Raw genomic sequence first — 25,289 nt, forward strand, 5'->3', positions numbered from 1 at the left:
TGCGGCATGTTCCATCCTTGTGGCGGCCCCGGCCCGCCGGTTCCGCCGGCGGGCGCGACGCGCCTGTCCGGCGCGGCGGCCGTGGCGACCAACCGGCTGCGAGTGCCGTCGGGACGGCCGACCGACTTTACCGGTGCGGGACCGGGTGCTGCGACCCGGGCGGCGATGGGCAAGGCAAGGTGCTTATTTCATGACATGCCCCACCAGGGACCGAACGAACAGTTCGATCGGGCAGACCGCTCGTGACCCGTCCGCGGGTGCCCGTCACCCTCCCCGCCGGTCCGTGCTCCGCCGTCGGCGGCCGGCCGGCGTTCGTCCGGCGCGTCCGCCCTCCCGTCCGGTACGGCCTGCCTGTTCGGTACGGCCTGCCACCAGGTGCCGCACCGCCACACCCACTCCAGCGGCCCGTACCGGAAGCGGCCCAGCCACCACGCGCTGAAGGCGGCCTGCACGACGACGATCGCGGCGGTCAGCGCGAAGACCGTGCCGTAGGACTCGGACTCCACCAGGCCCAGCGGCCCCATGACGAGCAGCACGACCGGTGTGGCGAGCACGTAGTTGGTCAGGGCCATCCGGCCGAGCGGCGCCAGGAGCCGACCGGCGGCCGCCCCGGCCCGGGTGCGCAGCCACAGCAGGAAGCCGCCGAGCGCGAGCCCGCGCAGCGCGTCCAGGGCCTGGATGCGCTGCGCCGGGGAGGGAGGCGAGGCCGGTGAGGACGGTGAGGGCACTGCGACAGCCTGCCAACCGCCCTACGCTCGGCACCTCCACCTTTCGGCTGATCTGTCCCGCCGACCGGTCCCGCGCCGGGCGCGGCCGCTCAGATCATCACGTGGGCGTCGGGGTGGCCGACGAAGGAGAACTGGGCATTGCGGGTGAGCTTGATGTCGTCGGCCTGCCAGGTGTGCATCTCCGCGTCGCCGCTGCGCCAGTAGACGAAGTTGAACCGGTCGGCGGAGTAGATCTTGACGCGATCCTCCTTCAGCCTCCGGACCAGATGGGTGTCCTCGCCCCGGGTGATGTCCGCGAAGCCGTAGTGGCGGAACATGTCGGCCTTGCCGAGGAAGGTGCCGCCCTGGACCAGCCAGCTGTAGCGGTGCTCCAGGCCCGGCAGGCGGAGCATCGTGGTGTTGCTGCCCTCGAAATAGGCGTAGTGGGCGCCCTTGCCGACGAGCTCGGCGTCGGAATAGTCGAAGGCGCGGACCAGGTCCGACAGGTAGTGCTCGCCGTAGAGGTTGTCGTCGTCCATCTTGGCGATCAGCTCGCCCTCGGCGGCGGCGATGCCCAGGTTCATGCAGGCGCCCAGGGACAGCGACGGGTCGGCGGGCAGCACCACGACGTCGGTGATCCCCGCCATGCGGGCCTTGTCGGCGACGACGACCGGGTCGATGTCCAGGCCGTGCAGGACCATCACGAGCTGGACCGGCCGGTGGATCTGCTTGGCCACCGAGGAGATGGCGTGCTCGATCTGGGCGGCGCGGTTGGTGGGCAGCACCACCGAGACGGATCGCGACCGCGGTGCGACGGGCCTGCCGAGGAAGGAGAGGATCTGGTCCACGCGGTGGGTGAACAGGTGCTTGTCGAAGACCTCGCGCATGGCCAGGTGACCCTGGCGGGCGCGCAGCTCGGGGCTGTTGATCAGGTGCAGGACCTGGTTGTAGGACTCCAGCTCGTCGCGGGCGATGGGGATCAGCGAGCCGAAGGTCTCCTGGATGGCCCGGGACCAGCCGGAGACGACCGAGGTCGAGCAGGCCGACAGCTCGAAGACCCGGCGGGCGCACATGGTCGGCGAGTCGAGCACCGAGTTCACGTTGAGGAAGACCTTGTACATCTTGTACGCGGCCAGCATCCGGTCGTAGGGGAGCTCGCCCACGATGTGCGGGACGTACTCCTCGGGCCAGGCGTACTTCTCGTCGACCGTGCCGTTGCGGGCGAAGATGTGCAGGCCGAGCTCGCGGATCGGGGCGAGGACGGTCTCCATCTGCTCGCGGCGCTCGGGGTGCTTGTCCCGGAAGTACATGCCCGCGAAGACCACGTCGTGCAGGCGGCCCCGCCGCTCCTGGATCGGGTTGTGCACCCGGGGCTGGGCCGCGAACTGCAGCACGTCGACCCGGTCGTGGCCCAGCACCTCGCGATACTTGGGGACCATGTCGCCGTCGCACGTGAAGACATAGTCGAACAGCTTGGCCGTGTCGATGAAGAAGTCGAAGTTCGGCGGGTCCTCCTTGTTCCAGAAGACCGTCGGGATCCCCTCTTCGCGGCACCAGTCGATCAGGGCGCGCAACTCCGGCTTGGGAGCGTTGGAGCCGGTCATCTGGTAGCGCCAGCGGCCCTGGTTGCCGTGCCAGGCCGACTCCACGAACAGCAGCTCGGGGCGCCGCTCGGCGAAGATCTCCGGCCAGTCGCGGAGCCCGAACTCGATCTGGTCCCACTCGTACTTGAACGCCATCCGGGAGAAGTCGTCCAGGATGACCGCGACCTTCATGTCCGGCCGGTTGATCGGCCCGGCCGGCCACTTCATCTGCGGCACGTCCACGACGGGCCCCTGGTGGTCGAGCTCCTCGATCACCTCCGACACCGGCCGGGGCGCGTCGGGCCCCTTGCGGGGCCGCAGCGCCATGCGCAGCTTGCCCGGCAGCCGCACGACTCCCGACCCCTTGGCGCCCGTGATGGCCTCGGCCACCCGGTAGGGTCGCTGGACCTTGGTGGACTCCAGCTTCCACTGCGCGTAGTCGGCGCGGGCCTCGGCTATGGCCAGCCGCCGCTCCAGGTCCCGGACCCGCTCCTCGAAGCGCTCGACGACCTTGCGCTCCTCGGGCAGCCAGTTGATCGGTCCGAGGCGCCGGAATTTCGGCTCTTCGGGGGTCTGCTCACTCATGGGGGAGGAACTCATGGGGATCGCCTTTATCCGGGGTCGTGCCAGCGTACGGCTTCGGTCGTGACGAAATGGCCGTTTTACAGGGATTTGGGCGGTACGGCTTGCGCCGCGGGGGAGAGGTTGCCGCCCCTGAGCCAGGTCTCGATCACCCGGGCGATCCGGGGACCGGCCTTGCCGTCCCAGAGCGGGGGCAGCTCGCCCGAGGGCGTCGTCGCGCCGTCGGCCAGGGCTCGATCGGCGGCGGCGGGCAGCAGCGCCGGGGTGACCAGGCGGTTGGTGCCGTGGGTGACGGTGATCGGCCGCTCGGTGTTGGGCCGGACGGTCAGGCAGGGCACGCCGAGCATGGTCGTCTCCTCCTGCACGCCTCCGGAGTCGGTGACGACCAGGGACGCGCCGCGGACCAGGGAGAGGAAGTCCACATAGCCCAGCGGATCGATGATGAGGAGGTTGTCGCCGCTCACCAGGCCGGCCTCGGCCAGACGGGCCCGGCCGCGCGGGTGCAGCGGCACCGCGATGGGCAGCCGCTCGCTCACCGCGAGGACGGCGTCCACCAGTTCCTTGGCGGAGGCGGGGTCGTCCACGTTGCCGGGGCGGTGCAGGGTGGCCACGCCGTACCGCTCCGGGAGCCCGAGCCGGGAACGGACCGGGGCCGGGTCGAGGCGGTCCAGCGCCGAGAACAGGCTGTCGATCATCGGATTGCCGACGAGGTGGACGCGCGCCGGGTCCACTCCCTCGTTGGCGAGGTGGGACAGCGCGTCCGGCGAGGTGGCGAAGAGGATGTCGGACAGGGCGTCGGTGACGACCCGGTTGACCTCCTCGGGCATCTCCCGGTCGAAGGAGCGCAGGCCCGCCTCGACGTGCGCGGTCGGGACGTGGAGCTTGGCGCAGACGAGGATCGCGGCCAGCGTCGAGTTCACGTCGCCGTAGACGACGACCAGCGCCGGCCGGTGCGCCAGGACGACGTCCTCCAGACCGGTCAGCAGGGCCGCGGTCTGGCGCGCGTGCGAGCCGGACCCGACGCCCAGGTTGGCGATCGGCTCGGGCAGCCCGAGGTCGGCGAAGAACACATCCGACATCAGCGCGTCGTAGTGCTGGCCGGTGTGGACGATGCCCTGCCGCACCCCGAGATCGGCGAGGCCACGCACCACCGGAGCGGCCTTCACGAAGTTGGGCCGTGCGCCGAGCACGTGCAGGACGAGGGGTCCTTCGGGGTCCGGGGTCGTCCCCAACGGGGCGTTGTCCCTCATTGACCTCGCCTTTCATGCGGGAGTGTGGCAAACGTTGCCTATGGTACGGTCACGGCGTGGTATCCGATGCCAGCAGACCAGACTCCCCCAAGATCTCCGCGAAGTCGGCACGTGCCAGTCTGCGCGGGCTCGTCAAGGGGTTCGTCCAGCACCCTGTGATCGTCTCCCGGGTCGTGGTGACCAAGGTCAAGTCCGACCCCGTGCGTGTGGCGCAGGCGGCCGCGGAGACCCTTCCGCCGAAGCTCCGCCCCGTCGTGGGACGGTTCGCCTGGCCCGCCGCGCGCCAGGCCAGGTTCATGGTCCGCAGACTCGGTATGCGCGTGCTCAAGGGCCCGTGGAACGGGGCCAAGGAGCACTTCGACGCCGGCCGGATGACCGAGGCCGTCGCGGTGCTCCAGCCGTACATCAAATACCCCTTCATCAAGCGCCGGGCCATCTACTACGCCGGTGAGCTGGCGTCCATCCAGCCGAACCCGATCCCGCCCAAGTCCAAGGTGATCGTGGGCGAGCGGGTCGAGGGCCGGGTGCTGCACTGCGTCACCAACGCCCTGCCGTACACGCAGGCCGGATACACCGTGCGCACGCACCGGATCGTCACCGCGCAGAAGGCGGCCGGGCTCGACCCGCACGTCGTGACCAGCTGGGGCTGGCCGATGATGCAGGGCCACGTCGACGCCACTCCGTACGAGGAGATCGACGCGATCCCCTACCATCGGCTGCTGCCGAGCGGCGAGGTGCCGTTCGAGAGCCACGGCCGCATGATCCGGGGCGCCGGCGAGGTGACCGAGCTGGTCAGGACCCTCCGGCCGCAGATCCTGCACGCCGCGACCGACCACCGCAACGGTTCGGTGGCGTTGGCGGTGCGGGAGCGGACCGGCACGCCGATGGTCTACGAGGTCCGTGGCTTCCTGGAGGAGACCTGGGCCTCCCGCGACCCCAAGCGCGTCGGCAGCCAGCGACACGTGCTCCAGCGCGACCGCGAGGCGTTCATCATGCGCTCGGCCGACGCCGTGGTCACCCTCGCGGAGACGATGGCCACCGAGATCGTCGAGCGGGGCGTGCCGAGGGAGAAGATCTTCCTGGCGCCCAACGCCGTGGACGACTCGCTGCTGACCGCCGAATACGACGGGGCGGCGTTCCGCTCGGCCTACGGCATCGAGCCCGGTGAGATCGTCATGGGTTCGGTGTCGAGCATCGTGGCCTACGAGGGGTTCGCGACCATGATCAGCGCCGCCGCACTCCTGCGGGACCAGGGCGCGCCGGTCAGGCTGCTGCTCGTCGGCGACGGCGCGGAGCGCCCGGCGCTGCTGGAGCAGGTCGAGGAGCTGGGACTCTCGGACATCGCGATCCTGCCGGGCAGGGTCGGACCCGACGAGGCGCTGCAGGCCCAGTCGGCCATCGACATCTTCGTCTGCCCCCGCGAGGACCTGCGGGTCTGCCGACTCGTCACGCCGCTGAAACCCGTCGAGGCGATGGCCCTCGGCAAGCCGGTCGTGCTGAGCGACCTGCCCGCCCTGTCGGAGCTCGTCGGCTCCGACGGCGCCGGGCTCCTGGTGCCCGCCGGTGACCCGCAGGCCCTGGCCGAGGCGCTCGCCGGGCTGCGCGACGACCCGGAGCGACGGGCCGCGATGGGCGAGGCCGGGCGGGCGGAGGTGGCCGCGAAGCGCACATGGAGCCGCATCGCGGAGACTTATCGTGACATTTACCGATCACTTGCTGGTTGATGGTCCGGCGCCGGTGATAGGGAACCCAGCCGTTTGTGATGCGTTCAATCGCATTAGGCGTGGCTTGCGCGGAGTTGAGATAGCCTTTGCCACCATGAAGTGTTGTTTCCGGCTTTCCAGGGTCACCCCGTGAGCGAGCGTAGCCAGCCGTCCAGCGGGCACAGCGCCGTCGCGAACGCGGCCGAGGAAGGAGGTCGCGTGAGCGCCTATGACCTGGCCGTGATCGGTCTTGGGTATGTCGGCATGCCACTGGCCAAGGAGGCCGCGGCGGCAGGGCTGCGGGTCGTCGGCTTCGAGGTCGACCCCCGCAAGGTGGAGGCCCTCAACGCGGGGCGCTCCTACATCGACGACCTGACCGACGCCGACCTCGAGCACATGCTGGCGAGCGGCTTCAGCGCCACTCTCGACGAGTCCGTGCTGGCCGCCAGCCGCACCATCGTCATCTGCGTGCCGACCCCGCTGGACGAGGACCACCGTCCCGACCTGTCCGCGGTGGAGGGTGCCACCGGCACCGTCGCGCGCAACCTGTCCGCCGGCACGCTCGTGGTCCTGGAGTCCACGACCTGGCCGGGCACCACCGACGAAGTCGCCCGCCCGATCCTGGAGGCCTCCGGCCTCGTCGCGGGCACCGACTTCCACCTCGCCTTCTCGCCCGAGCGCATCGACCCGGGCAACTCCAAGTACGGCATGCGTAACACCCCCAAGGTCGTCGGCGGCTACACGGCCGCCTGCAAGGACCGGGCGGTCGGGTTCTACTCCCAGTTCGTCGAGCAGGTCGTGCCGGTCAGCGGCACCCGCGAGGCCGAGATGGCCAAGCTCCTGGAGAACACCTACCGGCACGTCAACATCGCCCTCGTCAACGAGATGGCGATCTTCTGCGACGAGCTCGGGGTCGACCTCTGGGAGGCCATCGAGGCGGCGGCCACCAAGCCGTTCGGCTTCCAGAAGTTCCTGCCCGGTCCGGGCGTCGGCGGCCACTGCATCCCGGTGGACCCGTCCTACCTGTCCTACACGGTGCGCAAGCTGGGCTACCCGTTCCGGTTCGTGGAGCTGGCGCAGGAGATCAACGAGCGGATGCCGTCCTACGTGGTGGCCCGCGTCCAGCGACTGCTCAACCGGCACAAGAAGGCCGTCAACGGCGCCAAGGTGCTACTGCTCGGCGTCACCTACAAGCCCGACATCGCCGACGAGCGCGAGACACCGGCCCTGCCGGTCGCGCGGGCGCTGCTGGAGCTCGGCGCGGAGCTGGTCTTCGCCGATCCCTACGTCAAGCAATGGCAGGTGGACGGCACTTCGGTGCCGCGTGAGGAGGACCTCGCCAGGGCGGTCGCCGAAGCGGACGTGACGTTGCTGCTGCAGCAGCACGCCGCCTTCGACCTGTCGATCGTCGAGGACCACGGCAGGCTCGTGCTCGACACCCGAGGCGTGCTCGCCGAGGGTGAACGCGTCGAGCGGCTCTAGCGACGAAGGGCTGCGCGCAGTGCACGTGCTCGTCATGACGGTGGTGCATCACCCCGAGGACGCCCGGATCCTGCACCGGCAGATCCGCGCGCTCGTCGATGCCGGTCATGAGGTCACGTATGCCGCGCCGTACACCGCGCGGGGCGTCATGGCCCGGTCGTGGGTGAACGGCGTCGACCTCCCCCGGGCGGCCGAACGCAAACGGCTGTCGGCCGTGCGCGCCGCCCGCAAGGTGTTCAAGCGCATGCGCGACCAGGTCGACCTGGTGGTCGTCCACGACCCCGAGCTGCTGCTCGCGGTCGTGGGCGTGCGCAACCGGCCCCCGGTGGTCTGGGACGTGCACGAGGACACTCCGGCGACCCTGTCGCTGAAGCCCTGGCTGCCCGCGTTCCTGCGCCCGCCGGTGCGGTTCCTGGCCCGCATGCTCGAAGGCGCGGCCGAACGCCGCCTGCACCTGCTCCTCGCCGAGACCGCCTACGCCGGCCGCTTCCGCCGGACCCATCTGGTGGTCCCGAACGAGACCTGGGTCCCCGACGACGTGACCCCGCCGGGAGACGACCGCGTCGTCTACCTCGGCTGGCTGTCGGAGGCGCGCGGGGTGCGCGACGCCATCGAGGTGGCCCGGCTGCTCCAGCCGGACCGGGTGGTGGTGGAGCTGATCGGCTACGCCGACCCGCAGTCACGCCCGATACTGAACGAGGCGGTGGCCGAGGGCGTGCTGGAGTGGCGCGACTTCATGCCGAACGACGAGGCGCTCAAGCGGCTCGACGGCGCGCTGGCCGGGCTCTCGCTGCTGCACGACGAGCCCAACTACCGGCACTCCATGCCCACGAAGATCGTGGAGTACATGGCCCACGGGATTCCGGTGATCACCACTCCTTCGCCGCGCGCGGTGGAGCTGGTCGAGCGCTACAACAGCGGCATGGTCGTGCCCTGGGAGGATCCCAAGGCCGTGGCGCAGGCCGTGCTCTTCCTGCGGGACGACGTCCGGGAGCGGCATGCCCAGGGCTCCCGGGGGTATGCGGCGGCCCGTGCGAACCATCACTGGCCCAACTCGGCCCGCCGCTTCGTGTCCCAGCTGGAGGCGTGGGCAGGCGTCAAGAGCTGATTTCTTGTATGGCGATGCTGCTTATGTCCGCCTGATCACAAGAACGGTAGTGTCCTGAACGTGCGCTGGCTCACCGCTTTCCTTGGCGTGGCGATCCTCGCGGTGGTGGCGGCGATCGTGCTCGTCCTGCCCAAGGGCGAGGAAACCCCGGCGGGCGACCGGCCAACGGCGGCCCCGTCGCCCTCCACCACCTCCTCGGCGGCGTTGACTCCTGAGGCCAGCGCGTTCACCGACCCCTGTGGAACGTTCGACACCGACATGTCCGCGCCCTATGCGGTGACGGGCTACTGGCTCATCCCCACCACCGACCACTGCACCTGGCGGCGGCAGTTCCGGGCCATCCACGAGGTGGGCGGCGACACCGTGATCCGGATCGGCTGGGGCCTGCAGGCCCGCAAGATCGACGGTGACGGCCGGATCCTGGACAACCAGGGCGAGTCGGTCGACCCCCGCTACGAGCCGTGCGAGGAGGACGGGCTGTCGTGCGTGGCGGCGGCGGAGAAGGACCTCAAGGCGGCGAACCCGGGCAACCGGGTCAGCTGGACGTTCGTCTACCGGACCGATGAGGCGTTCGGCCCCGGCCTGTTCCGCTGCCCCGAGTTCGAGCGGAAGATCACGGTCGGCACGACCGCCTTCTACCGGCTCGTCGCCACCGAGGACGGCACCGACGACCCGAGCTGCGCCAACATCAGGAACAAGGGTCGCGGCTACCACGTGATCCTGATCGCCGCCGCGGAGAAGGACAGTCTCACCGAACTGCTGGACCTCGGCGACCAGTTCGGTGTCAAGGTCTTCCCCGCCCTACCGCTGGCCCCGCGTGACCCGGCGCAGAAGACCAGGGCCGCCAGGCAGGGCACGAACACCCTCATCACGCTCACCCGACGCGTCCTGCAGGACTACGGGGCCCGGTTCCAGAACCGGGCCTCGCTCGGCGGCTTCTACCAGCCTTTCGAGCTCCAGATGCGGGAGATGCGCTACACGGGATCGGACGACCCGGAGACGGCCAAGCTCGACCACCCGACCCTGAGGGTCTACGCCTCCCAGCACGAGATCGTCGAGCAGGAGATGCCGGGCAAGCCGATCCTCGTCAGCCCCTACCTCGACGCGCGCAAGCGGCTGCCGATCAGCGCCACCCCCAAGCAGGTGGCGGCGGGCTTCGAGGCCCTGGCCAGGACCGGGGTCGGCATCATCGCGCCGCAGGACAGCCGGGGCACCGGCAAGGTCGGGCTGTTCTGGCCGGACGAGCGTGACGACCAGGTGGACGATCGGCTGCGCCCGGTCGTGGGGGAGGCGACCAACGACACCGCCTATCACGGCTCGACCCGCGACTACTACCGGGAGATGGCCGCGGCGCGGGCCAGGATGGTCGAGCGGGGCTACAACGTGCAGCTGTGGGCCAACGTGGAGGCGTTCGAGCCGTCCCAGGGGGAGTTCTGCGAGACCAGGACGGGCACCCGGGGACGCACCGACAAAAAGCGGCTCGACACGGCCGTGACCCAGGTCGGCCGATACGTCTCCAAGGTCGTCTCCTACATGTGGAGCGACTTCTTCACCTGCGGCTCGCCGTCCCTGGCCGAGGAGATCGCGCGTGACCACGACCGGCCGATCCCGGTGGACGCCGTCCGTAAGGAACGTGACATCCAGGACGGCGTGGAGATCCGGGGATACGACATCCCGATGGGCTCGAAGGTGACGCTCACCTGGGACGGCCAGGACTCTCCCCGGATCGTCGAGGTGGCCGGGGTGGACCTGACGGAACCGCCGCCCGACCTGCCCGTCGGGATGGGGACGGCGTGGATCCCGTTCGACTGGACACAGGTGCCCGCAGACGCGTGGGTGAGGATCGAGGTCGCCGCCCCGGACGGGCGGGCCGCCGCCGAACCGCTGCACGTCCGCATAAACGCCTGACCGGTGTAACGTGCCTGGCATGGTTCCGCGCATTCCCGTCAGCGTGGATCTGGTCGTCCTCACGGTGCGCTGCCAGGCGCTGAGCGCGCTCGTCTGGCGGCGGAACAAACCCCCCTACGAGGGACGCTGGGCCCTGTCAGGCGGCTTCATCCAGCTCGACGAAGACCTGCCCGCCGCCGCGGCCCGGATCCTCGCCGAACGGGCCGGCCTGCCCGGCGCCCCGGTTCACCTGGAACAGCTCCAGACCTACGGCTACCCCGACCGCGACCCGCGCCAGCGCGTGCTGAGCGTCGCCTACCTCGGCCTCGCCCCCGACCTGCCGGCCTCGACCGAGGCCCACATGAGCTGGCAGCCGGTCTCCTCGCTGCGGGAGATGGCCTTCGACCACCGGCGCATCATGGTCGACGGGATCGAACGCGCCCGGGGCAAGCTCGAATACACCCCGCTGGGCGCGGCCTTCTGCCCCCCGGAGTTCACCGTCGCCGACCTGCGCCGGGTCTACGAGATCGTCTGGGGCCGCCCCCTGGACCCGCGCAACTTCCACCGCAAGGTCACCAAGGCCGAGGGATTCCTGGTGCCCACCGGCCGGACCACCACCCGTGACGGCGGCCGCCCCGCCAAGCTCTACCGCCGGGGCCCGGCCGTGCTGCTGCACCCCCCGATGCTCCGCTCGCTCAAGGAGTAGACGGGGCTCAAAGGTCGTCGATCTCCGCCAGGTCGATGTCGAGGTCGAAGGGGAGGGTGAGCTTCAGCCGGTCGTGGTGGATCCCGCTGGGAACGTAGGCCTTGGTGGCCGGGTCCAGCTCGTAGACGTAGACCGTCGGGCGGCCGTCCTTCTCCTCGATCCGCCAGAAGTGGGGGATGCCCGCCGCCGCGTAGAGCTCGGGCTTGCGCTCCCGGTCGCGGATCTCGGACTCGGCGGAGACCACCTCGACGGCCAGGACGACGTCGGCCGGTTGGTAGGTGGTCTGCCTCGGCCCCAGGTCGCCGTCGGCGCGGACCACGACGAGGTCGGGCTCGGGGCGCTGACGCCTGCCGAGGGTCACGGTCATCTCCCTGCGCACCCGCAGCTCCTTCGGAGCGGCGCCGCGCAGCCTGTTCTCCAGGAGGGACATGGTGAGTGAGTGGAAGCGGGTCTGGGGGCTCACGAAGACGAGAGTGCCATCGATCAGCTCGGTGTGCGGGGGGATCCCCCGCAGCCGGTCGAGGTCGTCGGCGGTGAAACCTTCCGATGACGGGATGATCCAGGCGGGAACGGCCTCCGGCTCGGACGGCTCCCTCCCGGTCGTCTCCGCGCCGGGCTGCTCGGTCTCGGTCAGCGGTGCGATGCTCATGTCGTCCTTCCGGTCGGGCACGCCTCTCACCTCCAGTCTTCCAGGATGATGCCCCATCCGCCCGCTCCTCATAAAGTAAGGCCATGCCTCGTTTCCGCGCGATTCTGGACACAATGCCCCCCTACAAGGCGGGCAAGGCCGTGGTGTCAGCCGACGGCCGGTCCTACAAGCTGTCCTCGAACGAATCCCCCTACGAGCCGCTGCCCTCGGTGGTCGAGGCGATCTCGAAGGCCGCGACCGAGATCCACCGGTACCCCGACCCCGCGGCGACAGGCCTGACCAACGCCCTCGCCGAACGGTACGGCGTGCCGCCCGAGCACATCGCGCTCGGCGCGGGTTCGGTGACGGTGGCCCAGCAGCTCTTCGAGACCGTGAGCGAGCCGGGCGCCGAGGTGATCTACGCCTGGCGGTCGTTCGAGGCCTACCCGCTGCTGGCCGACCTGGCGGGGGCGACCTCGGTCCGGGTCCCGCTTCTGGACGAGACGCACCATCTGGACGCCATGGCCGAGGCGATCACCCCGCAGACCCGCATGATCTTCGTCTGCAACCCGAACAACCCCACCGGCACGGTCGTCCACGCGGCCGAGCTTGAGGCCTTCCTCAACCGGGTCCCGGAGAATGTGCTCGTCGTCCTCGACGAGGCCTACCGGGAGTACGTCCGGGACGCCGACGTCACCGACGGGCTCACCGTCTACCGCGACCGGCCCAACGTGGCCGTGCTGCGGACCTTCTCCAAGGCGTACGGCCTGGCCGGGCTCCGGGTCGGCTACCTCATCGCGAACGAGCCGGTGGCGACCGCCGTCCGTAAGACGATCGTGCCCTTCGCGGTCAACCACCTGGCCCAGGCCGCCGCCGTCGCGTCGCTGGCCGCCGAGGACGAGCTGCTGGAGCGGGTGGACACCGTGGTCAAGGAGCGCACCCGGGTCCGCGAGACCCTGGTCTCCCAGGGCTGGGAGGTGCCCGTCACCGAGGCCAACTTCGTCTGGCTCCGGCTGGGCGAGCGCACGACGGAGTTCGCCGAGGCCTGCGCGGTCGAGGGCGTCGCGGTGCGTCCCTTCGCCGGAGAGGGCGCCCGGATCTCCATCGGCGCCCCCGAGGCCAACGACACCTTCCTCGCCGCCGCCGCGGCCTTCAAGGGCGCCTGAGGCCGCTTTTGCGGGCCTTCCCGGCCCCGCCCGCCACCGGCAGGCGGAGGCCGGGCCTCGCGGATCGATCAGACGATGTCCCACATCGTTGCCACCGCTGAAGCTGGACTTGCGCCATTCGGCCCCGGTCAAGAGCCGTCAGCGAACGCTACGTACGTCGATGACGATCACCGTGATGTTGCCGGGGCCGCCATGGTCGATGGCCAACCTGATGAGGTGATCGGCTGCTTCTTCTGGATCCTTCGACGAACGCAGAGCGTCTTGAATGAGTTCATCGGAAACGGCTGAGCTGAGTCCGTCCGAGCACAGTAGAAACCGGTCACCGGAGTGGAGTTCACGAGAGGTGAGGTCAGGGGAACGGCCGTCAGCCCGACCGTCGAGGAAACGGGAGATGCGTTCGGGAAGATTCGGCACACCGCTGGCGTCGGCCACCAGGTTCCCGTAGGTGTGGTCTTCGGTGATCTGGGCGATCTTTGATACCCCGCTGACATCCGACGTCCCGCACACGGCCGTATCCGCGCGAACATCCGCAGTTCCGGTGAGGCGGGAGCCGCTCCACCGACGCGCCACCCGCCCGTGTCGTACGGCACGCTCCAGATCTTTCTTTCCCACCGTAGAAGGCGGACCTGCCCGACGTTGCGACCGTCGGGACAGGTCCTCAACCGGATTCTGGAGGTCCGATCCATGGGAGATGGTAGATCCACACCACCCAAACCGGCCATCTCGGACTGCATTCCGGCTGGCGGCTGATCATCAGCGACCGGGGCCGTTTCTGGGCCTTCCGCCGCGAGCCGTTCCCCCACGACGCGGTGGAGGCCGGAGCCAAACCCGACCTGGACGCCGACACCTTTGACGAGGTGCGGACCAAGATCGCCCGGCAGGAAGAGATCGCCGGGCGGGTGGTCGCGTGATCGGGCAGCCCCGCATGTCCGGACGGCACCGGGCGGGCCTGACCCCCGCCGCTACCCGTCCCGCCCCACCGGGAGCGCGCGATGACCGACCCCGACCCCGGCGTCCTCGAAGGGACGCTCATCCGACGAGAGCACCGCCGGCTCGCCGTACTGCACCAGACCTACCCCGGCTGGCACATCACCCATGACGCGCTCCTCAACCGCTGGACGGCCATCCGACGGGCCCCGCTGACCCAGCGGGAACAGACGGCGGGCGTCAAGTACATGATCACCCAGCTTTCGCCCGAGACGCTCGGCTCCGCGTTGGCCGACCAGGTCGAGCTGGCACACACCTACCGGCGAACCTGGCCATGAGCTGGCGCGACGGTACGGACGCCCCCGTGCCGCGCCGTCGCGCCGTCCCCTCCCGCGAGCGGTGGTGCGAGCCGTCCGGGACCGTTCGCGGGGCCAGGCGCGACCACACGCCCTCTCCCAACCAGACAGGTGCGCGATCGCCACGGCGGTGCCCTTGTCAGGGGTGGCGAGGGCACCGCCCACCGTCCAACCACCCACCGGTAGGAGCCTCGCGCTCAACTCCGTGATCTTCACGCTGTTCCTGTACGGCTACGGCCTGCTCGCCTGGACCGGTGAGGTCAGGACCGAAGGGCGGGGCGGATCAATACACATGGACGAGTAAGTCCGAAGTCTTTCGAGCGAGATGGTCCACCGCTGGGTCACAGGTCGGTCGGGAAGCCGCGCATCGTGAACGCATTGCGGAGTTATCAACCGGGGCTCGCAGGATTGGTGTCACAAGAGAGCACCAGTTAGGGAGTGTCTTCATGTCCACCACCGCCGCCATCGTCACCGTCCTGGGCGCCCTCTGGGTGGGTTTCTCGGCCTTCTCCCTCCTTCGCCGCGCCGAGTGGGTCGTGAAGCCGCTGATGGACTACGGCGTCCCCCGCTCGTGGTGGACCTGGCTCGGCGCGGCCAAGGCCGCGGGGTCCGCAGGCCTGCTGGTCGGCCTGTTCGTGCCGGTCGTCGGCGTCCTGGCCGGGATCGGCCTGGTGCTGTACTTCGCCGGAGCCGTCGTCACCGTGCTCCGGGCGCGCTCGTACTCGACCGTCGTCTTCCCCCTGCTGTACATGGGCCCGGTGATCGCCGCCTTGGTGCTGGGATACATCGCCTGACAGCAGCACGGATCACAGTCCCACGGCTGTCGTATCGCGCCGAGCCGGTCAGCCAATGACTTGGTCCGCCGAAGGAGCCGCCATCCGGGTCGCTCAGCGTGTGCTGGCGATGGCCGCCGCGATCTGGCACAACAACGCAACCAGCGCCCCGATCACCCGGTCATTGATCGCCTATGACCACTGACCGGAGATGATCGGACTCACTCGTCCTAGGCGGGGGCGAGTTCCTTCTCCTCCTCCGTCGCCTTCTTGCGGCGCTCGGTGGAGACCACCAGGGCCACGCCGATGACGATCACCAGGCCCGCCGCGAGCATCGAGGAGGTGACCGGCTCGCTCAGGACGAGCGCGCCGAGGGCGACCGCCACCACCGGGTTGACGTAGGCGTAGGTGGAGACGAGGGAGATCGGGGCGTTGCCCAGCAGCCACACGTAGGCGGTGAAGGCGACCAGGGAGCCCATCACGATCAGGTAGGCCAGCCCGGCCCAGGACCGTCCGGAGATGGCTCCGAGGTCGAGATGCTCACCCATGACCGTGCCGGTCAGTACCATTCCGATCCCGCCCGCGGCCATCTCGATCGCGCTCGCGGCGAAGGGGTCGGCGGGCATCGGGATCCGGGCGGACAGGAACGAGCCGACCGACCACGACATGGACGCCAGCAGGATGATCGTGATCCCGGTGCCGTCCGACGCGCTGCCTCCGCCGGTCAACGACAGCACCGCCACTCCACCGAACCCGATGAGCACCCCGGCCAGCGTCAACAGCTGGGGCCGGTCCCTGGCGACGATCCTCAGGATCACCAGCCAGAGCGGGACCGAGGCGACCAGCAGCGCCGCCAGCCCGCTGGAGATGTGCTGTTCGGCCACCGCGACGAGGCCGTTGCCGGCGTTCAGCAGCAGCAGTCCGACCAGGGCCGCGCCGCCCAGCTCCCGCCATCCCATCCGGAAGGCCTGCCGTCCCCGGAGCAGGAACACCGCGGCGCCCAGGATCAGTGCGGCCGTGGTGAAGCGCATGGCTCCGCTGAACAGCGGCGGGATCGTCTCGATGACGATCCTGATCGCCAGGTAGGTGGACCCCCACACTACGTAGACGATCGCCAGCGCTCCCCAGATGAGCAGCGATTTGCGGCTGTCAGCAGTGTTTTGACCCATAGGTCATGACGATATCTCCCGCGACCGACAAAAGGCCCGCGGGGTTCACCACGTGAGACGCGCCGCCGGCGGCCGTGATCGGGGAGCTCCCGCCGCGTGGAGCGAGGCGGGAGCTCCCCGATCACGGAAGTGGCCGGGCGGTTCTCAGCGGCTGCCGAGCTTCTCCACGATCAGGCGGTAGAGCTGGCGGGGACGGCCCGGCTGCGGGGTGCGGTTCGGCGGAAGCGGCCACGCGAGTCCCTCGTCGACCAACGTGCGCAGCAGCCGCCGTGCCGTGCGCGGGGTGACGCCGAGCATCTTGCCCGCGCCCTCCGCGTCCACCACCGTGTCTCCGCCCTCCAGCTTGGCCGCCAGCCGAGCCAGCACCTCCACGCCCTTCGGCTTCAGCGACCCGCCGCCCTGCGGAGGCATCCTGGGCGCGGGGACCAATGCCCGGCCCTCGCGGTCCACCGCGAAGCCCTGGGCCTGCTTGCCGGCCTGCGTGCGCGCCAGCGCCGCCCGCGCGTGGGACTCGGCGTCATGAGCGGTGCGGCCCATGCCGACTCCCACCTCCACCGCCAGGCCGAGCTCGTCACGCACCCGCGCCGCGAACGGCAGCACCCGGAAGCCCTCGGTGGCGGTGGCCACCGAACCGCGGGTCGCGGTGACCATGTAACTGTGGTCGTCGATGGAGGTCACCGACGCGTTGATCCGGTTCGCCTCCTGCACCAGCAGCCGGTGCAGGGACAGCCGGAGCTCGTCGCGCCAGTAACGCGGCGCGGCCCGGCGGACCGGCTCGCGAAGCGTCGGCACCTCCACCAGGACGACGGTGAGCTGTGACTCCTCCAGCCGGTGGTGCGCACCGAGTAGGGCGGCGGTGTGCAGCGCCGTACGGACCGCCGCGGAGGTCGGCCGGATCCTGACCACCGGGATCCCGGCCGACTGCAGGCGGTCGGCCACGGCGGGCAGACAGGTCAGCGCTCCGCTGGTGTTGCCCTGGCGGGCCAGACGCTCGTGGAAGGCCGCGATCGTGCCGGTGGCGCCCGGCTCGTCGCGGCTGTGCACGTCCCCGACAGGCAGGCTCAGATCGGTGTAGGCCTCCTCGACGTCGGTCCGGCTCAGCACGTCGACGCTGACCCTGCGCGGATCGATCCGCTCGTCCAGCGCCGCCCTGGCCAGCGCGGCGATCAGGGCGGCGCCGCCGAGCTGGACGTACGTCGCAGGCATCGTCAGCACCCCGGAGCGCCGTGCCAGGTCATAGGGGACCGGGCTGGCGAACAGGCAGGCGTCCACACCCGCCCCCAGACGGGTGACCTTGTCGGCGGCTTCCTGCTCGTCCCGGTAGGCAGCGGCTACCAGGCGGCACGGCAGGGGAGCCGCCGCATGTCCCATTAACATCACTCGCTCGACGAGGTCATGGGGGCCCACCACACCGATAGTGAGGTCCGGTGTCATGGCACCCGGGCGTGACACTCGTGGAGTTTCTTCGGCCCGCTCGACCAATGTTCGTCCCATCCTGCTGTCCGTTTGTTTTCGGCTCTCTTTTGGAACGATCGCTTGCGGGGGCCGTAATGTCACGCCCGATTTGCCGTCAATTCCGGGAGGAACCCCCCGGCTAAACCCCTAACTTCAACTGTTTACACAGGTCAGAGCGGTTTTTGAGAGACTGAAACCCGCTGATTATGAGGATGAAATCTCTCGGCGCACATCTGCGCCGAGGGCCTGCATGCGCTCGGCCAGATATGAGTGGCCGCGGTCGATGAGATAACCCGATTCGATCAGGGTCTCACCTTCGGCGGCGAGACCGGCAAGAACCAGGGCGATTCCGGAACGGAGGTCATGTGCGGTCACCTTGGTACCGGTCAACGGTGTCGCGCCGCGGACGACGGCGCTGTTTTCTTTGACCTCGATGTCGGCGCCCATCTTGTTCAACTCGGAGGCCAGTGCGAATCGGCCGTCGAAGATGCGCTCGTGGATGTAGCTGGCACCGTCGGCGAGGCAGGCGACCGTCATGATCGGCGACTGCAGGTCGGTGGCGAAGCCGGGATAGGTGTCGGTGATCACGTTGATCGGGCGCAGCGGGCGGTCCCGGCGCACGTGGAGCACCGCGCCGTGGTCGGCGAACTCCACCCCCATCTGCTCCAGCTTGTAGCGGACCACGCCGAGGTGGTCCAGGTCGGCGCCGACCAGGTTGACCTCGCCGCCGGTGATGGCCGCGGCCATGGCGAACACGCCCGCGTCGAGGCGGTCGGGCATCACGGTGTGCTCGACGGCCTGGAGCTCCTCCACGCCCTCCACGGTGATGAACCCGGTGCCGCCGCCGCTGATCCTCGCGCCCATCCGGGTCAGCATCTCGATCACGTCGAGGACCTCGGGCTCCAGCGCCGCGTTCTCGATCACGGTGGTGCCGCGTCCCAGGGCGGCCGCCATGATCAGGTTCTCGGTGCCGGTGTGCGAGGGGGTGTCCAGGTACAGCGTGGCGCCGGTGAAACCGGCCGTCTTGACGTGGATGACGGAGTCGCCCTCGTCCACGATCGCGCCCAGGCGCTTGTAGCCCAGGTAGTGGAAGTCGAGGTTGCGGCTGCCCAGGTTGCAGCCGCCCACGCCCTCGATGATCGCTTCACCGAGGCGGTGCAGCAGCGCGGGTACGAACAGCACCGAGCCGCGGAAGCGGCGGGCGATCTCCGCGGGCAGCACCGGGCTGCTCAGCGAGGAGGCGTCGATCACCAGCGTGCGCTCGGCCTCGTGGAGCTCGACCTTGGCACCGATGGCCTCGGCCAGCTCGACCGCGCGGCGCACGTCCTCGATGATCGGAACGTTGCGCAGCACCGTACGGCCCTTGGCCGCCAGGAGCGCCGCACCGATCATGGGCAGCACGGCGTTCTTGGCACCCTGGATGAAGGCGGTTCCACGAAGTGGGTTGCCACCGCGCACGCGGTAACGGACCATGCGTCATGCTCCTTGGAGAGGGAAGATCGGGGATGGGGTGATTCGCGAACGAGCGGCGCCAGCCGGGGGTTATCGGCCAACAGTAGCCGCTGGACGCCCGTGGCCCGGCCACTTCGGGCGGTGACTACCCCACCGGCCACTGATCACTCGGCCGCTCACGAATCCGCCCCTTATGGTCGCGCATCCGCCCGGCGGCCCGGCGGGAAGGGGCCGGTGCGAGAGGCCGGTGCGAAGAGGACGGAGACGAGGACCGGGGAAGCGGGGCGGTGGGAAACGGCGGCCCGGCGGGACGGCCCGTCCTCGGAGAAGGGACGGCCTCGGGCAGAGATGGCCGGCCGGTCACGCGGCCCGCGTTCCCCTGATCGCCGGGGTGAGCGGGGAGGCGGCCGACAGGAGGTTGTCGGCCCGCTGGTCGACGAAGCGGGTGACGACCTGCTGGCCGTACCCGAACGCCATGGCCCAGACCAGGATGGCCGGCTGGGAGCCGAGCCCCGCGAAGCCCGGGACGAAGCCGGAGTTGAGGATCAGCAGGCCCAGCACCGAGGTGGCCACCCCGGCCGGGGCCTTGAGCAGGTTCTGGACCACCGCCAGCGAGTAGCGCGTGGACAGCTCCGAGCGGGTGGACAGCGAGGCGGCCGTCGCCAGCGCCGCGCCCAGCATCCCGATCAGGGCGACGAGGGGGACGTCGCCGTGGCTGGGCTTACGGGCACCGGTCGGGCAGATCTGGGCGGGCATCAGCCCCTGTGACTGGATCACCGCCCGGTTGCCGCACATCGGGATGACGTCCGGCCAGATCGCACCGATGGCCACCACGCCCAGCACGATCAGGCTCAGCATGGCCACTCCGCCGAGCAGCAGGTTGCGGAAGCTGCGGACCCGCCCGGTCTCCATCGCCTGCGCGGTGTAGGCGGCCCGTAGCACCGACTGCATCAGCGGCCTGTCGTCCTCGCCCAGATCTCCGACGGCGAGCCTGGCCTGCAGGTGGACCAGCCGGGGATCGTCGCCGGGCAGGTAGGCCCGGCCGATCGCCACCACCTCGGGGGCCCGGCCGCACAGCTCCGCCGTCGGCAGCACGCCGTACAGCATCACGGTCGCGCTGTTGACGTTGGACCAGGCCCCCTCGATGGCCTGGCCGGTCAGCCAGCGCCGCAGGCCGTGCCTGCCGCGCGCGTAGGACTCCGCGCGGGCCAGATGCGTGCCGATGCCCTCGCCCACCGACACCAGCTGGCCCGCCTCGTCGCGCATGGTCAGGGCGCGCTCGGCGTCGGCGCGGATCTCCTCGCTGCGCGTGGCCACGTAGACCCGCCAGGTGCCCGGCCAACGCAGCACGCCGGTGTCGCCGATCCGTTCCGGGGACGCTGACTGGTCGAGCGACATCGTGCCTCCGTGGGGGCGGGGCGGCCGGGGACGGACAGAGACTTCCCCCGGCTTATCGCGGCATGCCGATCAAGCGCTACGTCCTGCGATGTCGGTGCGGTGGTGCGAGCCGCGCATCCGGATGCGGCCGACCGCCTCGTAGGCCACCGCGCGTGCCGCGGCCACGTCGGGGCCGGTGCCGACCACGCTGAGCACCCGCCCGCCGCTGGAGACGATCCGGTCACCGTCGAAGGCGGTGCCGGCGTGCAGCACGTAGGCGTTCTCGACGGTGTCGGAGAGCCCTTCGATGACGTCGCCCTTGACGGGGTCGGCCGGGTAGTTCTCGGCCGCGACCACCACGGTCACCGCGGCGCCGTCGCGGTAGGACAGCGGCCCGAACTCGCCCAGCGTCCCGTTGGCGCAGGCCAGCAGCAGTCCCGCGAGCGGCGTCTCCAACCGGTCCAGCACGACCTGGGTCTCCGGGTCGCCGAACCGGGCGTTGAACTCGATGACCTTCGGCCCCTTCGCCGTGAGGGCCAGCCCCACGAAGAGCACCCCGGTGTACGGCGTGCCGCGCCTGGCCAGCTCGGTCACGGTCGGGATGACGGTCTCGGCCATCACCCGGTCGGAGAGGTCGCCGGGGGCCCAGGGCAGCGGTGTGTAGGCGCCCATGCCGCCGGTGTTGGGGCCCTCGTCCCCGTCGTAGGCGCGCTTGTGGTCCTGGGCGGGCTGCAGCGGCACCGCCGTGGACCCGTCGCACAGGGCGAACAGCGACACCTCGGGGCCGTCGAGGAACTCCTCGATGACGACCCGCTCGCACGCCGCGGCGTGCCTGAGGGCCTCGTCCCGGTCACCGGTGACCACCACGCCCTTGCCGGCCGCCAGGCCGTCGTCCTTGACCACGTACGGCGTGCCGAACTCGTCCAGTGCGGCGGCGGCCTCCTCGGGGGTGACGCACGTGCGCGACCGTGCGGTCGGCACGCCCGCCGCGACCATGACGTCCTTGGCGAAGGCCTTGGAGCCCTCGATCCGGGCGGCCTCGCGGGAGGGCCCGAAGCACGGGATGCCCGCCTCCCTGACCGCGTCCGCGACCCCGGCGACCAGTGGCGCCTCGGGGCCGACGACGACCAGGTCGGCGCCGAGCTCGGTGGCCAGCCCGGTGACCGCCGCGGGGTCGGTCGGGATCACCGGATGCAGGGTCGCGACCTGGGCGATGCCGGCGTTGCCGGGAGCACAGTGGACCTCGGTGACCTGAGGGTCTGCCGTCAGCGACCGGCACAGGGCATGCTCACGCCCGCCGGATCCAATCACAAGAACGCGCACGTGCGAGAGCCTATCGGCCCCGGACTCGCCGCTCGTCCACAGGTTGTGGACAACGATCCGCGCTCGCGACCCGCACGACCGACCCGCACGATCGGGACGCGCGACTGACCCGCACGACCGACCCGCGCGACCGACCCGCACGATCGGGACGCGATGGCGGGCGGTGGGCGGCCGAGCGGTGGGCGTCGGGCGGTGGGCGGCGAAGGCGCAACGACCCTCGTCCCGCGCGGGTCGCGCCGATGCGGTGAACGATGCCGTGAAACCCCGCACGAATTTCGGCAGATTATGGATGATCGCTTGTCGGGGCCGGGAGTAGGCTTGGAGAGCGTCCCCGGTTTTGTGCTAGGTTTGGGCGGCTTTGCCTGTCTCTTGCTGATTGGAGGTGGTTGGGAAATGTCCTCTGGTGATCCCAGCAGTACGTACACGCGCACACTCTCTCGGTGCGCACTCTCGACCACTCCGGATCAGTGTCCGGCCGGCCTTCGCGCGCATTCCCGTTCGAACTGAGGTGACATCGCGTCGCGCGCGGATGATGCCAGGTCGGGCGGGAAAGGCTTGCCATGCGTTCCTCGCTCCTTTTTCCCCGCATCAAGCACGCACGGGCCGTTCGTGCTCCGCACGCTCCCGCCGTCCCGGTCCGTGACCGGGTGAACGGCGTCTGCGTCCCGCCGAGCGACTCGCTCGTCGAGTACGCCGCCTACATCGGCGGCAAGAAGATCGACGCACTGGGCATCCCGGACGCCCTGGAGCTCGTCCGCGCGCACAACGCGGCCGAGGAGAAGGGCAACGCCTTCGTCTGGGTCGGCCTGCATGAACCCGACGCCCCCGAGGTCGAGTGGCTGGCGGAGGTCTTCGCCCTGCACCCGCTCGCCGTCGAGGACGCCGTCAAGGCTCATCAGCGCCCCAAGGTCGAGCGCTACGACGACTCGCTGTTCGTGGTCCTCAAGACCGTCGCCTATCTCGACCACGACATGCTGACCGCCACCAGCGAGATCATCGGCACCGGCGAGATCATGGTGTTCGTCGGGCCCGACTTCGTGGTGACCGTACGGCACGGCAAGCACTGCCCGCTGTCGGAGGTGCGCGAGCGCCTGGAGGACAAGCCCAAGCTCCTCAACCGTGGCCCGACCGGCGTGCTGCACGCGATCGCCGACCACGTCGTGGACCGATACCTCAACGTGGCCGACCTCATGCAGGTCGAGCTGGAAGACGTGGAGGCCATGGTCTTCGCCGACGTCAGCGCTCGCGACATCGGCCGGATCTACAACCTCAAGCGCGAGATGATCGAGATGAAGCGGTCGGTCACCCCGCTTCAGTCGCCGCTGTCGACGCTGGCCCAGCGCCGGATGATCCCCTCGGAGATGCGCGAATACTTCCGCGACGTCGTCGACCACCTGGCCCGGGTCTGCGAGCAGGTCGAATCGTCCAACGAACTGTGCAACTCGATCCTGCAAGCGGCGCTCGCCCGCTCCAACGCGCTCGCCAACGAGGACATGCGGAAGATCTCCGCGTGGGTCGCCATAATGGCCGTTCCCACGATGATCGCCGGGATCTACGGCATGAACTTCGAGCACATGCCCGAGATCAAGTCCGTCTTCGGCTACCCGATCGTGATCGGCGTGATGGTGATCGCCTGCACGCTGCTCTACCGGGGCTTCCGCCGCAACGGCTGGATGTGACCCCTAGGGCGTGTTTTAGAGCGCTGTCGCGTTGATCGCGCCACGCCGGGATGATCTCGGTGTGGCGCGTGGGGATCTCACCGATGAACAGTGGGCTGTGTTGAACTTCTGCCACCGGTATCGACGGCGGGGCGGCCAGCAGCCTCACGACGGCGCTGGACTTTCCCGTAGGGCTGTCACAGCGCGGACCTATGCTCGTCGCCATGTCGATATCCGCCACCCCCGCATCCCTGTCCTATGCCGACGCCGACGCCCGTCTGAGCGGCGCGTTGTCCGCCGCGTTCGAGAGTGAAGGAGAGTCGTCCGACTATGACAGCGTGCTGTTCTTCGACGGCGATCTCGCGGTCGACGGGGACTTCCTGGACACCGTCAATGCCCTGCGAAGCGGGGACGACGAGGACGATGTCGAGCTGATCGTGATCACCGGCAATCTGACGGTCAACGGCCCGATCGCGCTCTATGAGGACCAGCCCGGACTCTACGTCGGCGGTCGCACCGAGGCCGAGACCCTGGAGGCCGGCGACTGCGAGATCTACATCCACGACGGCGCCTTCACGCACCTCGTCTACGGCTATTACAACCACGGCTGGCTACGGACCGGGACCGTCGAGACCCCTTGGGTGATCGACTTCGAACACGCCATGGACGTGCACGCCGTCGGCGGGCGCTGGGTGGACAACTTCGGCGACGCCAAGGACGCCGACTACGCCAAGCCGGGCATCGTCGAGGCGTTCGTGCCCGAGGTCGTCGACGCGGAGGACCGCTGTCTGGACGTCGATGCGTTCCTGGACCGGCTGCGGGCCGGGCTGCCGGTCCTGCGGCCCGGAGCCCGGACGGCGGCCGAGTCGGTCGAAGCCGACGTGTCCCGGTCCCGGGCCGACCGGGTGGAGCACCTCGACCTGACCGACCGCAACCTCAAGGAGTTTCCCGCCGAGGTGCTCCAGATGCCGTGGCTTCGTACCCTGATCCTGGATGGCAACCCGATCGGCGAGCTGCCCGAGGCGCTCGGGACGCTCACCCGGCTGGAGCACCTGTCGGTGCGCAACTGCGAGCTGACCGCCCTGCCGGAATCGATCGGCGACCTGGCCGCGCTCCGGGTGCTGTGCGTCGCCAGCAACCGGGACACGGACCTGGACACGGTCGGGTTCACCCTGCCGGCCGCCATCGGCCGGCTCACCGCCCTGGAGGAACTCGACATCTCCTACCTGTCCGTCTCCGTCGACACGGAGTCGGGGTCGGAGTGGAACCTGCCGGAGGTGACGCGGTTCGTCCTGCCGGACGCCTTCGGCGACCTGGTCGCGCTGCGCAAGCTGGTCGCCGACGGGACCGACGTCGTGTTCCCCGACTCCGCACACGGGCTGGCCGCCGTCGAGGAGGTGTCCATAACCGGCGGGAGCCACTACTTCCTGCGGACCTTCCCCGAGGCCGTCACCACCTTCCCGAACCTGCGCCGGCTCGACCTGAGCGGCAACTACTTCGACACCGTCCCCGACAGCCTGCTGCGGTTGACCCGCCTCGAAGAGCTCGACCTCGGCGACAGCCTCGGTCTGCTGCGCGACCCGCTGCCCGACCTCGGCCGCCTGCCCGCGCTGCGGGTCCTCGGCTTCGGCGGACACAGCCGCCGCGCTAGCACGCCCCTGCCGTCGCACGATTTCCTGCGGGAGCTGTTCGCCATGGAGCTGCCCGGACTGGAGGAGCTCCGGATCAGCCGGTGGCAGCGGAACACCAAGCGCCTCAAGCTCAAGCCCGAGCACTTCGCCGGGATCGGGACGTTTCGTCGGCTGCGGATCGTCGACCTGAGGTTCAATCAGCTCAGCGACCTGCCGGCGGATTTCGACACGCTCCCCGATCTGGCGGTGGCCAACTTGTACGGCAACCTGTTCCCAGGGGCGGTCCGCGACCGGATCACCGCCGCACACCCGACCGCCCAGATCGACTTCGAGTAGGCGTTCGAGGTCGGCGTGGCCGGCATGACA

General features: G+C 69.9%; 20 protein-coding genes and 1 pseudogene. 11 read left to right on the plus strand and 10 right to left on the minus strand.

Annotated elements, in window-relative coordinates; all coding sequences use genetic code 11:
• Nucleotides 1-188 precede the first annotated feature (188 nt).
• From ACQPYK_RS02015 to wecB, 3 genes are all read right to left on the minus strand, one after another.
• Nucleotides 189-728, minus strand: coding sequence for a DUF418 domain-containing protein (locus tag ACQPYK_RS02015; protein ID WP_433249238.1), 540 nt, complete (start codon nucleotides 726-728; stop codon nucleotides 189-191).
• An 89-nt stretch (nucleotides 729-817) separates the two neighbouring features.
• Nucleotides 818-2,890 carry a glycosyltransferase family protein gene (locus tag ACQPYK_RS02020; RefSeq protein WP_433249241.1) on the minus strand — a complete coding sequence of 691 codons (2,073 nt, stop codon included), beginning with the start codon at nucleotides 2,888-2,890 and terminating at the stop codon, nucleotides 818-820.
• Nucleotides 2,891-2,952: 62 nt separating this feature from the next.
• A complete protein-coding gene (wecB, locus tag ACQPYK_RS02025; protein ID WP_433249244.1) occupies nucleotides 2,953-4,122 on the minus strand; it encodes a non-hydrolyzing UDP-N-acetylglucosamine 2-epimerase in 1,170 nt (389 codons plus the stop codon).
• 56 nt (nucleotides 4,123-4,178) lie between these two features.
• Between wecB and ACQPYK_RS02030 the strand changes: the two genes are divergently transcribed.
• From ACQPYK_RS02030 to ACQPYK_RS02050, 5 genes are all read left to right on the plus strand, one after another.
• Nucleotides 4,179-5,846 carry a glycosyltransferase family 4 protein gene (locus tag ACQPYK_RS02030; RefSeq protein WP_433249247.1) on the plus strand — a complete coding sequence of 556 codons (1,668 nt, stop codon included), beginning with the start codon at nucleotides 4,179-4,181 and terminating at the stop codon, nucleotides 5,844-5,846.
• A gap of 198 nt (nucleotides 5,847-6,044) precedes the next feature.
• Entirely contained in the window at nucleotides 6,045-7,307 is a 1,263-nt protein-coding gene (locus tag ACQPYK_RS02035; protein WP_433249249.1) for a nucleotide sugar dehydrogenase, read from the plus strand.
• A 19-nt stretch (nucleotides 7,308-7,326) separates the two neighbouring features.
• The gene (locus ACQPYK_RS02040; protein WP_433249252.1) at nucleotides 7,327-8,415 is read left to right on the plus strand and encodes a glycosyltransferase; all 1,089 of its coding nucleotides are present in this window, start codon (nucleotides 7,327-7,329) and stop codon (nucleotides 8,413-8,415) included.
• 60 nt (nucleotides 8,416-8,475) lie between these two features.
• Nucleotides 8,476-10,323, plus strand: coding sequence for a DUF4434 domain-containing protein (locus tag ACQPYK_RS02045; RefSeq protein WP_433249255.1), 1,848 nt, complete (start codon nucleotides 8,476-8,478; stop codon nucleotides 10,321-10,323).
• 19 nt (nucleotides 10,324-10,342) lie between these two features.
• The gene (locus ACQPYK_RS02050; RefSeq protein ID WP_433249258.1) at nucleotides 10,343-11,008 is read left to right on the plus strand and encodes an NUDIX hydrolase; all 666 of its coding nucleotides are present in this window, start codon (nucleotides 10,343-10,345) and stop codon (nucleotides 11,006-11,008) included.
• A gap of 7 nt (nucleotides 11,009-11,015) precedes the next feature.
• On the opposite strand, the gene ACQPYK_RS02055 is transcribed toward ACQPYK_RS02050, so the two are convergent.
• The gene (locus ACQPYK_RS02055) at nucleotides 11,016-11,678 is read right to left on the minus strand and encodes a Uma2 family endonuclease (protein WP_433249261.1); all 663 of its coding nucleotides are present in this window, start codon (nucleotides 11,676-11,678) and stop codon (nucleotides 11,016-11,018) included.
• A gap of 62 nt (nucleotides 11,679-11,740) precedes the next feature.
• On the opposite strand from ACQPYK_RS02055, the gene hisC reads away from it, so the two are divergent.
• The gene (gene hisC, locus ACQPYK_RS02060) at nucleotides 11,741-12,802 is read left to right on the plus strand and encodes a histidinol-phosphate transaminase (RefSeq protein ID WP_433249264.1); all 1,062 of its coding nucleotides are present in this window, start codon (nucleotides 11,741-11,743) and stop codon (nucleotides 12,800-12,802) included.
• A gap of 138 nt (nucleotides 12,803-12,940) precedes the next feature.
• Here hisC and ACQPYK_RS02065 read toward each other — a convergent pair whose 3' ends face one another.
• Nucleotides 12,941-13,414 carry a PP2C family protein-serine/threonine phosphatase gene (locus tag ACQPYK_RS02065; RefSeq protein WP_433249267.1) on the minus strand — a complete coding sequence of 158 codons (474 nt, stop codon included), beginning with the start codon at nucleotides 13,412-13,414 and terminating at the stop codon, nucleotides 12,941-12,943.
• 380 nt (nucleotides 13,415-13,794) lie between these two features.
• Here ACQPYK_RS02065 and ACQPYK_RS02070 point away from each other — a divergent pair, with 380 nt between their 5' ends.
• The 3 genes and pseudogenes from ACQPYK_RS02070 to ACQPYK_RS02080 all read left to right on the plus strand — a co-directional run.
• Nucleotides 13,795-14,067, plus strand: a complete 273-nt coding sequence (locus ACQPYK_RS02070) for a hypothetical protein (protein ID WP_433249270.1) — start codon at nucleotides 13,795-13,797, stop codon at nucleotides 14,065-14,067.
• Nucleotides 14,068-14,531: 464 nt separating this feature from the next.
• The gene (locus tag ACQPYK_RS02075) at nucleotides 14,532-14,879 is read left to right on the plus strand and encodes a DoxX family protein (RefSeq protein ID WP_433249273.1); all 348 of its coding nucleotides are present in this window, start codon (nucleotides 14,532-14,534) and stop codon (nucleotides 14,877-14,879) included.
• Between the two features lie 70 nt (nucleotides 14,880-14,949).
• Nucleotides 14,950-15,063 (plus strand): annotated as a pseudogene (locus ACQPYK_RS02080) (IS982 family transposase); the annotation flags it as partial.
• A 25-nt stretch (nucleotides 15,064-15,088) separates the two neighbouring features.
• Here ACQPYK_RS02080 and ACQPYK_RS02085 read toward each other — a convergent pair.
• From ACQPYK_RS02085 to purD, 5 genes are all read right to left on the minus strand, one after another.
• Complete coding sequence (locus ACQPYK_RS02085) at nucleotides 15,089-16,027, minus strand: EamA family transporter (protein WP_433249276.1); 939 nt, start codon at nucleotides 16,025-16,027, stop codon at nucleotides 15,089-15,091.
• Between the two features lie 144 nt (nucleotides 16,028-16,171).
• Complete coding sequence (locus tag ACQPYK_RS02090; protein WP_433258675.1) at nucleotides 16,172-17,461, minus strand: GTP cyclohydrolase IIa; 1,290 nt, start codon at nucleotides 17,459-17,461, stop codon at nucleotides 16,172-16,174.
• Between the two features lie 225 nt (nucleotides 17,462-17,686).
• Nucleotides 17,687-18,955, minus strand: coding sequence for a UDP-N-acetylglucosamine 1-carboxyvinyltransferase (gene murA, locus ACQPYK_RS02095; RefSeq protein WP_433249279.1), 1,269 nt, complete (start codon nucleotides 18,953-18,955; stop codon nucleotides 17,687-17,689).
• 339 nt (nucleotides 18,956-19,294) lie between these two features.
• Nucleotides 19,295-20,332, minus strand: coding sequence for a hypothetical protein (locus tag ACQPYK_RS02100; RefSeq protein ID WP_433249282.1), 1,038 nt, complete (start codon nucleotides 20,330-20,332; stop codon nucleotides 19,295-19,297).
• A gap of 69 nt (nucleotides 20,333-20,401) precedes the next feature.
• Complete coding sequence (purD, locus tag ACQPYK_RS02105) at nucleotides 20,402-21,634, minus strand: phosphoribosylamine--glycine ligase (protein WP_433249285.1); 1,233 nt, start codon at nucleotides 21,632-21,634, stop codon at nucleotides 20,402-20,404.
• A gap of 560 nt (nucleotides 21,635-22,194) precedes the next feature.
• Between purD and corA the strand changes: the two genes are divergently transcribed.
• Nucleotides 22,195-23,313, plus strand: coding sequence for a magnesium/cobalt transporter CorA (gene corA, locus ACQPYK_RS02110; protein WP_433249288.1), 1,119 nt, complete (start codon nucleotides 22,195-22,197; stop codon nucleotides 23,311-23,313).
• A 203-nt stretch (nucleotides 23,314-23,516) separates the two neighbouring features.
• Nucleotides 23,517-25,259: a leucine-rich repeat domain-containing protein gene (locus ACQPYK_RS02115; protein ID WP_433249291.1), complete on the plus strand. Its 1,743-nt coding sequence runs from the start codon at nucleotides 23,517-23,519 to the stop codon at nucleotides 25,257-25,259.
• Nucleotides 25,260-25,289: the final 30 nt, after the last annotated feature.

Source organism: Streptosporangium sp. CA-135522 (genome assembly GCF_050949235.1).
In the GTDB taxonomy this organism is placed as follows: Bacteria; Actinomycetota; Actinomycetes; order Streptosporangiales; family Streptosporangiaceae; genus Streptosporangium.